General features: G+C 60.8%; 11 protein-coding genes and 1 pseudogene. 2 read left to right on the forward strand and 10 right to left on the reverse strand.

Translation table 11 applies throughout. The features are described from left to right. The first annotated feature begins 68 nt into the window (after positions 1–68). Positions 69–1,115, forward strand: coding sequence for a Vgb family protein (locus tag WS70_RS24535; RefSeq protein WP_059597698.1), 1,047 nt, complete (start codon positions 69–71; stop codon positions 1,113–1,115). 196 nt (positions 1,116–1,311) lie between these two features. On the opposite strand, the gene WS70_RS24540 is transcribed toward WS70_RS24535, so the two are convergent. The 4 genes and pseudogenes from WS70_RS24540 to WS70_RS24555 all read right to left on the reverse strand — a co-directional run bounded on the left by WS70_RS24540 (position 1,312) and on the right by WS70_RS24555 (position 3,759). Further along, the gene (locus WS70_RS24540) at positions 1,312–1,776 is read right to left on the reverse strand and encodes a YaiI/YqxD family protein (protein ID WP_059474038.1); all 465 of its coding nucleotides are present in this window, start codon (positions 1,774–1,776) and stop codon (positions 1,312–1,314) included. A gap of 150 nt (positions 1,777–1,926) precedes the next feature. Continuing rightward, positions 1,927–2,078, reverse strand: a pseudogene (locus WS70_RS24545) (LysR family transcriptional regulator); the annotation flags it as partial. A 144-nt stretch (positions 2,079–2,222) separates the two neighbouring features. Next, a complete protein-coding gene (locus WS70_RS24550) occupies positions 2,223–2,693 on the reverse strand; it encodes a YbhB/YbcL family Raf kinase inhibitor-like protein (RefSeq protein WP_059474060.1) in 471 nt (156 codons plus the stop codon). Between the two features lie 646 nt (positions 2,694–3,339). Further along, complete coding sequence (locus WS70_RS24555) at positions 3,340–3,759, reverse strand: DUF1810 domain-containing protein (protein WP_059597665.1); 420 nt, start codon at positions 3,757–3,759, stop codon at positions 3,340–3,342. A 323-nt stretch (positions 3,760–4,082) separates the two neighbouring features. Here WS70_RS24555 and WS70_RS24560 point away from each other — a divergent pair, with 323 nt between their 5' ends. Continuing rightward, entirely contained in the window at positions 4,083–6,836 is a 2,754-nt protein-coding gene (locus WS70_RS24560; RefSeq protein ID WP_059474061.1) for a UPF0182 family membrane protein, read from the forward strand. A gap of 216 nt (positions 6,837–7,052) precedes the next feature. Here WS70_RS24560 and WS70_RS24565 read toward each other — a convergent pair whose 3' ends face one another. The 6 genes from WS70_RS24565 to WS70_RS31845 all read right to left on the reverse strand — a co-directional run bounded on the left by WS70_RS24565 (position 7,053) and on the right by WS70_RS31845 (position 11,320). After that, positions 7,053–7,625: a hypothetical protein gene (locus tag WS70_RS24565; RefSeq protein WP_203236025.1), complete on the reverse strand. Its 573-nt coding sequence runs from the start codon at positions 7,623–7,625 to the stop codon at positions 7,053–7,055. A 161-nt stretch (positions 7,626–7,786) separates the two neighbouring features. Then, the gene (locus WS70_RS24570; RefSeq protein WP_082722321.1) at positions 7,787–9,283 is read right to left on the reverse strand and encodes a hypothetical protein; all 1,497 of its coding nucleotides are present in this window, start codon (positions 9,281–9,283) and stop codon (positions 7,787–7,789) included. A 67-nt stretch (positions 9,284–9,350) separates the two neighbouring features. Beyond that, entirely contained in the window at positions 9,351–9,614 is a 264-nt protein-coding gene (locus WS70_RS24575) for a hypothetical protein (protein WP_082716577.1), read from the reverse strand. 74 nt (positions 9,615–9,688) lie between these two features. Continuing rightward, positions 9,689–10,276 (reverse strand): hypothetical protein, encoded by a 588-nt coding sequence (locus WS70_RS24580; RefSeq protein WP_082716578.1) that lies wholly within the window; start codon positions 10,274–10,276, stop codon positions 9,689–9,691. A 119-nt stretch (positions 10,277–10,395) separates the two neighbouring features. Continuing rightward, a complete protein-coding gene (locus WS70_RS24585; protein WP_059474043.1) occupies positions 10,396–10,749 on the reverse strand; it encodes a hypothetical protein in 354 nt (117 codons plus the stop codon). 178 nt (positions 10,750–10,927) lie between these two features. After that, positions 10,928–11,320, reverse strand: coding sequence for a hypothetical protein (locus WS70_RS31845; RefSeq protein ID WP_156438452.1), 393 nt, complete (start codon positions 11,318–11,320; stop codon positions 10,928–10,930). Positions 11,321–12,589: the final 1,269 nt, after the last annotated feature.

Genomic DNA, 12,589 nt, shown 5'->3' on the forward strand with positions numbered 1-12,589 from the left:
TCGACGCAAGTGCGGCAACGAAACCGTCAGCGCGCTTTGAAACTCATCCATGGAACATGGAGGCGGACATGCCGAAGATCACGAGGGAAAGCGTCGCGGCAGCAGTGAACAGGATTCTCGGAGCCCGGCTGGCGTCATCATTTGCGGCGTGCCTGGTGAGCGCCGCGCTCGCCATGGGGCCGGCGCGGGCGCAGCCTCCGTCGTTCGAGACGTTCGCCGTCCCTGCCGGCAGCGCACCGCACGACGTCGCGCCGGCGCCCGACGGTACCGTGTGGTACACCGCGCAGGCGCGGGGCGCGGCCGGACGGATGGATCCGCGTGGCGGCAAGACCGACTGGGTCCAGCTCGGCGAGGGAGCCGCGCCGCACGGCGTGATTATCGGTCCAGATCGGGCGGCGTGGATCACGGACGGCGGCCAGAACGCAATCGTCCGCATCGACCCGAAGACACTCGCCGTCACGCGTTTCCCGTTGCCGAAAGACCGGGCGAACGCCAATCTGAACACGGCGGTCTTCGACAAGCGCGGGCATCTGTGGTTTACCGGACAAAGCGGCATCTACGGCGAACTCGACCCAGCGAGCGCCAAAATGCGCGTCTTCGATGCGCCGCGCGGGCGCGGGCCCTACGGCATCTGCGTGACCCCTGACGGCAGCGTGTACTTCGCGTCGCTGGCCGGCAGCTATCTCGGCCGTATCGATCCCGCGAACGGCGCGGTGCAGGTCATCGATCCGCCGACACCGAATCAGGGCGCGCGCCGCGTATGGTCCGATTCGAAAGGGCGTGTGTGGGTCAGCGAGTGGAACGCGGGGAAAGTGGGCGTGTTCGATCCGGCGACGCATCGATGGCGCGAATGGCGACTGCCTGGCCAGGATCCGCATGCATACGCGATATTCGTCGACGACCGGGACATCGTCTGGCTCAGCGAATGGAGCGCCAACGCGCTCGTGCGCTTCGACCCGCGAGCCGAGCAATTCGACGTGTTGACGCTGCCGCGCCCGCACGCGAACGTACGCCAGATGATGGGCCGACACGGGGAAGTCTGGTTGTCCGAATCCGGCACCGATCATCTGCTGCGCTACCGGTCTCGCGTAGCAGATGCCGGCAGCCGCCGATGATGCACGGCGGCGATATTTCCCAATGCCTCGAAACACCGTGAGCCCGCGATGGCCATTTCAGACGAATCGGAGTGCGGCGGTCGCCGGAATGACGCAGCGGCCGGTGAATCGCCGTTCGAAGGAACACGAAGGCGCTGGTGGCACCGTGCTGTCTGCCGGCCCGCAGCTCTGCTCCGCTGCAATCTGACGACAGAAATCAAATGGCCGTGCCCGGTGAGCCGCGACGTGCGAGGAATCGATCCAGTTGTCCCGCGAACGCCTTGCTGTCGCGTGGGCTGTATGGCGCCGGACCGCCCGTATCGACGCCCGTACTGCGCAATTGCTCCATCATCGCACGCAGTGTCAGACGTTCCTCGATATTTTCACGGCTAAACCAGCTTCCGCGTGGGTCGAGCACATAAGCGCCACGGTCGAGGGCGGCGGAAGCAAGGGGTATGTCCGCGGTAATCACGAGGTCGCCAGCCGTCACCAGTTCGACGATGCGGGCATCGGCGGCATCGAAGCCCGCTGGCACTTGCAATGCCTTGATGAAGCGCGAGGGCGGCGTGCGTAAATATTGGTTCGCGACCAGCGTCACGCACACTTCGGCACGTCGCGCGGCCCGAAACAACATGTCCTTGACGACAACCGGGCAGGCGTCTGCGTCAACCAGCACTTGCATTGCAGTCTTTCCGATACATGAGATGTACGATCCTACATCACCGTCGGCGCGCGTCGCGCAACGGACCAGGGAGGCAGATTTCCAGGCAGTCGATCGCCGACGCATCCCTCAGCCGTCGAAACCTGTCGCGCGCCGGCACAATCGGTTCGAACGTTCGCTATCGTCCAGAACACGAATGCCTGCATCGAAACCCTCCGCGACGATATCGGCGAGCCTCGAATCCGTGACGAATTCAACGCGACTACCCGGATATCGCGCCAAAAACGCGGGCAGCACATGGCTTGGCGCACAAGCAATTTCGCCGCGCGCCCGGACGCGCTGATCCGGATGATCCTGACCGTTGCGAAAGGGTGGATGGACGATCGAGCGAAGCGCGCGGGGCGGATGCGTTTTCATCGCGACCGGGGTGGCGCGAACACCTCGCGTCGGGTGTCGCCGTTCGCGCGTTACTTCTGGAATGTGCCGAGCAATTCGGCGTGCGCCACCACGTGGCCTTGCATCGCCTTCTCCAGCGCTGCCTTGGTGGGCTTGTGAAGATCGGGCAGCACCGTATCGAGCGCATACAGCTTGTGGAAATAGCGGTGACGGCCAACTGGCGGGCAAGGGCCGCCATACGCGGCTCGCTGGAAGTCGTTGGTGCCTTGAAGCGTGCCCGCCGGGAGCGCGCTCGCGGCGACGCCCTCCTGCAAACCGGGAGCCGTCGGCGGAATGTTGTAGAGCACCCAGTGGACCCATGTCATTCGTGGCGCGGCCGGATCGGGTGCGTCGGGGTCATCGACGATCAGCACAAGGCTTTTCGCATTGGCGGGCACCCCGGACCACGCGAGCGGCGGCGACACGTCCGCGCCCTTGCAGGTGTGGCGTCCGGGAATCTCGCCTCCCTCATGGAAGGCTTGCGAGGTGAGAGTCAAGGTCATCGTGCGCTCCTCGGCGTCGGTCTGCGTCGCCCATCCGGCGGCGCAGATCAGCAAGATCGGAATGGATGCTGTGCGGCTGCGCATCCCATGTGCTCCATCGGGTTCATCTGCGGCGATCGCGAATTGCGAGGGCGGCCGGTTATTTCGCGCCAAAGCTATTCCCATCCGCGTTTGTCTGGACGCCGCAGCATCATTCGGGCATCTAAAAAGCTAGTGCAGGTTGGGGCCCAATTCAACTGGCGCGCTGTGCCGCAGCAATGGGAAACACAGGTTTCTCGTCGGACAAAGGGCAAAGCAAGCCAAGCGGTGCGTTGACCCGTTTTCCGCGGTAATCGAGCGTGCCTCCTACGTTTGTCATGAAGCAACGTGGCCGCCGACACGCCTTCATCGCGAGCGACGCGGTCGATGTCTATCCGATGACCGCATTAACCGATCTTCCGCCAGCCGCGAGCATGGAACGTACGCCGGTTGAACTTTGGAGGCCGCCATCCGCGCGACATCGTGCCGGACGACGAAAGCAGCGCGACGCCCAACATATGATTCGCTTCACGCGGAGCGGCCGCTCGCCGCGACTGTTCGGCGAGCGACGGAAGCCGTCCAGGCGGGAAAGTCCCCACGCACTCGAACGCCCCGCTGCAAACACCGCCTAGAGTCGCGCGAGCGTGTTGTGATCCGCTTCTCCGCCGAAGTACTTTTCGAGCGCGTCCACGAATACCGCGTTGTCCGGTGTTGCATGCGAGAACAATGTGACCGACGACCTGAACTTCAGGTAATCCGGATATCCGAAAATCGTCTGGATCGAATGGCCTTCGACATCGTTGACGAGCCGTGTGCACTCGCGCAGCCGCGCGCCGAGCAGGGGATGCCGTAGATACGCGTCGGCTTCGCCCAGCGTCGAGATCGCGTACCGTTGTGCGATCGCGCTGTCACCGAGCCCCGCGATCTGCGGAAACACGAACCACATCCAGTGGCTTCGCTTGCGCCCGTTTCTTAGCTCATCGCATACCTGCGCATACACGGGATCCTGTGCGTCGACAAAGCGCTGAAGGTCATAGGGATCGTCCATGTTGCCCTCCGTCCTTTCCGGCGCGGCGAGCCGCGCGAACGATCATTGTGGGCGTTGCCTCGATGGCGCGCAAACGCGAGCGAACGCGCGCCAAGGCCGCGAGCGCACTCGACTTCGCATGGCGCCTGCGGGAGCACGAGCGATCGAATGCGCCGCGCTGCGATCGCGCGTCGCGCGTTCACGCGCGCACGCCGCCGTATGGCCGCGCGCCGGCTACGGGCGTAGCATTGAGACTCTGGCCAGCCGCGATCCTGGCGGATCAGCGGTGCGCCATGGTCCCGTCGCGGCCGGCCATGCGCAAGTGGGCCGGCAAAGGAGTGTCGATGCGCTCGCAAGCGACGTCCGTTTCGCGTCTGAAACGCTATGCAATCACGGCTGCGATCGTCGTCGCCAGCCTGATCGTCATCGGGCGCATCACCGGCGTCCTGGTCGACTGGCTATGGTTTTCCTCGATCGGCTACGTTGCCGTTTTCTGGACGATCCTGTCCGCCAGGGTGCTGCTGTTTATCGTCGTGCTTGCCGCGTCGGCGGCCGTGATCAGCGCGTCGGGGTTCCTGGCGCATCGTTACGCAACACGCGTCGACATCTGGCAAGTGGAAGCCAGATCGCCGACGCGTGCGGAGGAGGTCGTCCGGGCGCTGGCCGGGCAGGTCGCGTCGCGCATTCCTTGGCGCGCCGTCATCGCCGGCAGCGCTGTGCTCCTTGGGCTTGCCATCGCTGGCAACGCAATGTCGAGCTGGGACATCGCGCTTCGCTTTCTTCATCAGGTGCCGTTCGGCGAACGCGATCCGATCTTCGGCAGGGACATCGGCTTCTATCTGTTCTCGCTGCCCGTCTGGATCGCGCTCAAGAATTGGCTGCTGCAACTGGTCTTCTGCTGCGCGGTCGTCGCAGGCGGAGTCTACTGGCTGCGCGGCGACATCATGCTCCGGCCGCCGAAGGGGCTTTCGTCGGCCGCTGCCGCTCACGGTTCGGTACTGCTTGCACTGTTCTTCCTGCTGAAAGCCTGGTCCTGGTGGCTCGACCGCTTTTTGCTGCTCTACGACAACAACGGCGTCGTGGTTGGCGCCGGTTATACCGATGTCCACGTCGTGCTGCCCGTGCTGTGGCTGCTCATCGGCCTTGCCGCGGTTTCAGCCATTGCGTTGTCGGTCAACGTGCGCCGGCCCGGCTATCGGCTGCCTGCCGCCTCGATGCTGTTGGTGTTCGGCAGTTCGTTTGCGCTCGGCCTCGTCTACCCCGCGCTGTTCCAGCGCTTCTACGTCAAACCGAGCGAATTGCAGCTGGAAACCCCCTATATCGAACGCAACATCGCGCTGACGCGGCGCGCGTACGGTCTCGCGCAGATCGCCGTCAAGCCGTTTGCGGCCGAGCAGGGCTTGAATTTCGCGTCGCTGCAAGCCAATCGCGCGACCATCGACAACATCCGCCTGTGGGATGTGCGACCGCTGATGGATACCTACGCACAGTTGCAGGAGATCAGGACTTACTACAAGTTCTTCTCCGTGGACATCGACCGCTACTCGCTCGACTCCGGTTACCGGCAGGTCATGCTGTCGGCACGCGAACTGGAGCCGGCGATGCTTCCGGAGAACGCCCAGACCTGGGTGAACCTGCATCTCCTGTTCACCCACGGCAACGGCGTCGTGATGTCGCCCGTCACCGAGAAATCCGCGGAAGGTCTGCCTTCGCTCTATCTGCGGGACATTCCGCCCGTCGCCCAAGGCGGGCCGGCGATTCACGAACCGCGCCTCTACTTCGGAGAGGGCGAGCAGGGCTATGTCATCGTGAAGGGCAGTGTGCCCGAATTCGACTACCCCAAAGGCGACAGCAACGTCTACACCGCTTACAGCGGGCGCGACGGCGTCGCCATCGGCAGCATGGCGCGACGCAGCCTCTTTGCGTGGCAGCTCGACGATCCCAATATCCTGCTGACCCGCTACGTCACGGGCGAGAGCCGGATCCTGCTTCATCGGGACATTCGGGACCGGATACGCACGATCGCGCCGTTTCTCATCCTCGACCATGACCCGTATCTCGTTGCGAGCAACGGACGCCTTTTCTGGATGCAGGACGCCTATACCACCAGCCGATGGTTTCCGTATGCCCCGCCGGGTACCGGCGACGGCGACAATTACATTCGCAACGCGGTCAAGGTGGTGGTCGATGCGTACAACGGAACGGTCGATTTTTATGTCAGCGATCCTGCCGATCCGCTCGTGCGGACTTACCAGCGTATCTTCCCTGGCATGTTCAAGCCGCTCGATGCGATGCCGGAGAACCTTCGGCAGCATATTCGCTACCCGGAAGACCTGTTTCTGATCCAGGCGAACCTCTACCGTGCCTACCACATGGACGCACCGGAAGTCTTCTACAACCGCGAGGATCTCTGGCAGTTTCCTCGAGAACTGGGCGACATCGACGGTGGAGACGCCGCCAGCACGCGGATGGCGCCGTACTACATGATCATGCGATTGCCTGGAGACGCGCGCGCCGAGTTCGTCCTGATGCTGCCGATGGTCCCGAGCCAGCGCGAGAACATGATCGCCTGGCTGGCGGCGCGGTGCGATCCGCCCGGGTACGGCAAGCTGATCGTGTACACCTTCCCCAAGGACAAGCTGGTCTATGGGCCATTTCAAATCGAGGCCCGCATTCAGCAGAATACCGAAATCTCGCAACAGATCTCGCTGTGGAATCAGATGGGCTCACGCGTCATCCGCGGCCATCTCGTGGTTGTGCCGATCGAGAACTCGATCCTCTACGTCTCTCCGCTTTATCTGCGCGCGGCGTCCGGTCAACTCCCCGAGTTGAAGCGCGTGATCGCCGCGTACGGCGACCGTGTCGTGATGGAGGAAACCCTGAGCGATGCTCTCGGGGCGCTCTTCAAGGAGACGGCTCCGATGGCAGCGCCGGCCCGTGGCGCGACGGATGCGCGCGCCCGCGAAGCCCTTGCCCATTATGACCGCGCGATCGAGCGACTGAAGGCGGGGGACTGGGCCGGCTTCGGCTCGGAACTCGAGGCCCTCCGGCCGTTGCTCGAGAGGCTGGGCGCCGACCATGCCGAGAACCAGAAGTAGGCCAGATGTGAATGAAAGGGCGCCTGTGCGATTCGATGGGTTGGCCGTGCGTTCCTTTTCTTGTATCGCAGCCAGCCAAGACGTTCGGCGTCGATACGGGAACCGCAACGGACTTACGGAATTTCGACCGTAGACTTCGAGCGATGTTATAACGGTGCTGATGCTTCGTGACTTGTATCTTTGGTATCTGTCGAATATTGAATATTCGATTAGCTGTTACCGGCAAAATATGATTCGCACACCAAACGTCAATGGCTCTGAAGGCTGCCCGTTTTTCATGTAGGCATCCGTACTGAATTCACGATACGTCTTGCCGTTCACAGTTACCTCGCGGCGTGTCGAGCGTTCGATCGTTGCCGGTTCGCTTGCATTCCATTGGCGGACAGTTCCGGACGCGGTTACGTGTGAAGATTCCGCAATGCGCTTTGTCGTCATGTCGGCGTCGGGCCAGGGTTTGGCCTGCATATTGGCGGTGCGATGCTGGGCCGATCGCAAGGCATCGGGCGCGCTCCATGAACGGGCTTCGAAGGCTGGCGTGTAATCGAAGTGCTCAGACTGCCACGCGGGTGCGTGACCTTCCTGCGGATCGATGTAGGTGACCTGCGGATCGTCCATCATGACCATCGGAACACATCCCGCATTTTCAGCACGCGGCGGCATAGCGAACGTCTGCGGAATGCTGAGAGCATTGGCAGCACTTTGCTCGACGAGTAAGGCCTGGCTTGATGAGTTGACCTGAGCGAGCGCCTGCCCGCTACAGAATGCCAATATAAGTAATGCGTTCCTCATGATCGCCTCCATACGACTTACTCGGCAAAAAGGGGTGCAGGCCCGGGGGAGCCGGCACCCTTAAAGTAAGGGGAATATGGGAAGTACTATTCCCCTTCGTGCGCACCCGGCTACCCCCTTCCGCTAAATACGCGGAATATGGCTCGGGGCTATTCCACATTTTAGGATGTGGAGCTTGTCGACGCGGTTTTCGGGGATGCGTCAGTGGCTGGTGCGGTGTTTTGTTCCGTTACCGGTTCGTTCACGCTTTCCGGCGCGGGAATGGCGACGGGCGCTGTCTGAGGCTCGGATGACAGCGGCGCCACTTTCGTGTCGCTATCGGCCGCCGTGGCTCCGTTCGACGAAAAGCCGGTTGCGGGGATGGGCTCCGCGACGAGGTCGGGTTTCGATGCATCGGATGCATCGTTTTCCTGGACGGCGGTCGTCACCGGTACGGCGAGCGGGGCAGGGACCGGGGTCTGAGCCGCGGCTGGCTCGACCGACAGCAACGACGGGCTATTCGGCACTGGGGTGCTCATTGCTTGCGGTTTCATGAGATCCCCTGTGTTTGCCGCCGATGTGCTCGAGACGGTCTGTGCCGCAGGCGCGTCTGTTTCGATGGCAGCAGTGTGATGGGGATCCGGCGCTTGCGTCGTCTCGGCTGGGGCGGCGTGCGGATCGACAGGCGCAGTTGCGATCGTCGGCAACGGTGCAGGAAGCACCGCGGGCACGGGTACCATCGCTGGCGCGGCGGAAACGACCGGCGCCGCGGATGGCTCGGGAGCGGGGACTGCCTGCGCGGCTGAACCAACTGGTGCCGCAACGTGCGCAGAGGCACTGGTGGCTTCGCGCGATGTGCTGACGCGCGCGGCCGTACGGACGGGTGTTGCGTTGTTTCCCGCGACATCGAGCGGTGGTAAGCCTAGACGCTGGCGCACCAACGGATCGCGATATTTTTCGTCGTCCGCTACGACGGCTTCGACGTTGGCCGCACTGTTGGAGCGCGCGAGCGGTGCCGTGGTGCCCGGGCAAAGATGACCGGTCGCCTCGACAGCGCGCCGATTGGCATCGCTCTGGCATAGCAGGGCGAGCGCGACATCCGTCAACCCCATGGCCCGAAACTCGCGGGCGTCGAGGCGACGAACGCAAGCCTGATCGACCAGTGTTGTCCCACCTGTTGCGCCGAACCCGGGGAGCGACAATCCGATGCTGAGGGACCCCATGCAGGTGTCCGACAGCGTCGTGGTCAAACCCGGCGCCTGGATGGTTGGGTTCGTCTTGATAGTCTGCGTGCCGGAGTAGTTCACGTTGTCGGTGGTCTGCGTGTTGTACGGGCTCGAGCCTGGGGTTCCCACATCCTGGGCCGCGAGGGTTGCCGCTGGCGATGAACTGGTGCCACTTGACGGCAACGACACATTGACTTGAACATTTGAATTCCCGCTGCCGCGCACCTGCGACGAACTGTTGCTCGTGGCGTCTCCTCCCCGCGCATTCCCGCCGCGCGACGTCGTCGTCGTGTTGATGGTGTTGAGGCTTGAGCCTCCTCCTTGCCCAATCGACACGGAATTGGACGCGGACTGCGCACTCGAATTCGAGTTTGACGTCGTCTGTGCGTGCCCGCTGATCGTGGCCAATGCAAATACTGTCGCGCACGCCACCTTGATCTTTTCGCTGTTCATACGATACTCCGGATTAGGTTAACCTCCCGACCCTAACAACCGAATCACTTCCCGGTTCCTGCTCTACCTACTTTTTTGCTTCCCCGAGCTGTTTCCAGCCGTTGCCCAATTCGCTCCACGAATCGACCCAATAACCTCGATCCTGTTGAGCACCTGCTTCCTCGGCAGGGTTGCTTTTCGATGGCGTCGCCTGTTCCCGCGAGATGGTCGCTTGAGTTTGGTCGTTTGGCGTTTGCAAAGACGATTGCGCATCGCCAACCATATTGCGGTCGACGCAATAAGCCGATGTCGCGGCAAGCGCTAGCGCGACGGCAATCAATGTCTGCTTCATGCCAACTCCTTACGATGACAACAGAACCAATCTAAAGACCAGCGTTCGCGAGAAGCTGGTCCCCAACGGACGCGTCACTTGCTGCTCGAGAAGGCGCTGGCGTCACCTTGGCTTCCGCCAGATGCAGACGGCAAGCCGGCGTAACCCGTGCTGTTGGCGCTGGAGGTATTGATGTGACCTGCGCCGGCGATCGTGGCGGAGCCGTTCTTCCCGGTCAGCGCGATTGCACCCGCATTCGCATTGCCCTTGTCGTTCGCAGTAGTGGTCGTGTATTTCCTCGCGCCCAGAACGATCGTTGCAGTGACGCCGCCGGATAACGCATCGGCGTTTGCATTCGTGTCCTGGGTTGTTCCGCTGGCGCCGGCGACACCGATCCCACCGCCGGCTGCGAACGCGCCTCCGTCTTTTCCAGAACCACTGGCGGTCGAAGTCGAGTTGTGCATCGCGGAAGCCGTTGCGGTCGAGCCTGCAGGCGTGGCCGTGCTGTTTGCCGCCGATCCTGCAACGGACGTCGAGTTACTGGTATAGCTTCCCGAGCCGATGAGTACTGATCCGGACACGCCGCCCGTGACGGATTGCGTTTGGCTCGACGTAGTCGGCCCCGCCGCCGCAGCGGTCGAAAGCACTGCGAGAGCCGCCGCCAAAATGAAATTCGCTTTCATGACGATCCCTTTCTTGAAGGACGATTGGCAAGAAAGGAGACTGAATCCGTCCTCCCTGATGGCTTCGTTAGGATTCAGCCTCCACTTCGCTACCTGATGTCGAGTTCCCGAAACGCGCCTTAGTAGTGGTGGCGCATGCCGAGGGTCGACCATGCCTGCGCGCTTGCATCGGCGCCGCTCATGCCCTGCGCTTGCGCGTTGCCGTCGCCCTTACCGCTTACCGAGGAGGTGTTCGTATGGCCGGCGAAGGAGATCGTGCCGCTGCCGGTCACGTCCTTGCTCGAGCCTGCGATGGCGCCGGCCGCGCCGAGAGCTGCGCCTTTATCGGTCGCGGTGAAGGATCCTTTGCCATACACCGCCGCCGACGTTACGCCACCGCTGGTGGCGTCGCTCGACGAGGACGTGCCGGTACCACTCGCGAATGCCGCACCCGACACCGCGAGTACTGCTGCTGCGATCAGAAGCTTCTTCATGGCATAACTCCTATGGCGTGAACGTGGAGAAAAAGGGAAGGCTGCACGCCATCGGCCTTCCTCATTTAATTAGGATATCTAATATTAAAATTTATGTCGCAAATTCCATGGTGTTGTTTGGTTTATAAATTATCCAATTTAATATGGGGTGGCGAATCGCCTTTAAACATTGGATTTTTTAATGCGCACGATGATGCAAGGCACATATCGCCAGCATGGAGCAATTAGGAGCCGTGCTTTCGAGTATTGGGGGAGAGAGGGGGCCGGGCACGAGGATAGCTTGCTTAGCCGCCACCTCGCTCGTATCGGTCAGTATCTTGCCTAAGATTCCGCTGAGCGGCTGTCCGATCATATACATTTGAGCAAGCTTGTATGGCGGCCGATATCCTCGATCAGGACAAGTACAGTTATGAATAACTGAAAATTCTAGGCGGTTCGATTGGGCAGCGCCGTGAACCATTGCTGATTTCGTCATGAAAAAATCAAATTTGGGGATTTTTTTATATATTGATGCGATGCCAACTGGATGAAAATAGGAAATATTTCCAACGCATTTTATCGCGTTATCCATAACAATCTCCCCAGATTGCTTGTATTAATCGAGTCGTCCATTGTCTCAAGCCGGAATTGCGACTCAGTGGGTGACGAGCAAGGTGCGTGCCAAATATTAAATTCTGAAGAGTTCCAGTGGGATAAGGGCTATGCTGGACAGGGATGGCGCGACTTCCTTGGTGTCCAGTCTCAAAAATGAAACCTGGCGACTAGGCTGAAGTGAGCGAACTACCATCAGTTGATATGGCGACCAACGAACAACGCCAGACATGACGCCGCTTCTTGCGTATCGAGCTTCCTTGTTTGCATGTCGTCTCAATTTTGATACATGAGGCGATCGGGTACATCATAACTTACTAAGGATTGTTGATCTGGTGCGAAATAATCGTCCCTGTCTTAGTGATTTGGAAGTGAAAAATGCGTCTTGTCGAGGAAGGGACATCGCCTCCATAGCATTTTGCGAGATATTCTGGGGTGACGGATTTTGAAACATGCGATCAGTTTATAATTTCATAATTGCTGAGACATGAAGTTCGTCTATGCGTTTTCCTCGGATAAGGGCATCGGATGGAAACGGTCACGAGAAGGCGTGATTTTCGATTGAAACAATCGGCTCGCGAGCCGGTGTTCGAAATTTGAGAGGCAGGGCTGCCGTGCGATGGTGCCTTGCCTGGCATCTTTCTCGCTTCTCGAATCAATTTTGGTTTTGGAACAGCTGCCGGCGCGTCTGCCAGGGACGCACTCGGTCACGTGCTGGTCAGTCCGTTCGTTTTCGCTATCGTCCCGATAGACCGACGATCGCGCAGCCGAGCACTGCTGTAGGCGCAAACCCATGACACATCCGGCGTTCGAGAAGGTCGACGACGTGAGCGACGATTCGGGGTGAGCATGCGCAAGAGAATCGCGGTAGATTCAACGCGCCAAGAGATGTTGGTGCCAGAAATGTGGGCCGCGCGGGCTGGCATTTCGCCGAGCACGCGCTTAATGAGAAGCGTTGCTGGAGGCTGCTTTGATCGCCCGCGTCGGTTTGCATAATTTTGTTCCTGACTACAGGCTGGCCTGACGCCCTGTGCGGATGCCAAGGAACAATCTTTCCGCAAGACGGTTTGCGTGAAATTGTTCTTGCATCGGACGAATGAGGCGAAGCTTTGGATGTTCCGACTGAGGCATGCACCTGCCACACGCCAGTGGATATTCATGTGCCGATTTGCTTGACCGCGTCCCATATCAGCTTGCATTCCCGTAAACACCCACTATCGTTAGTGCTATCTGGGATATAGGGACTCAA

It is taken from the genome of Burkholderia mayonis, from assembly GCF_001523745.2.
In the GTDB taxonomy this organism is placed as follows: domain Bacteria; phylum Pseudomonadota; class Gammaproteobacteria; order Burkholderiales; family Burkholderiaceae; genus Burkholderia; species Burkholderia mayonis.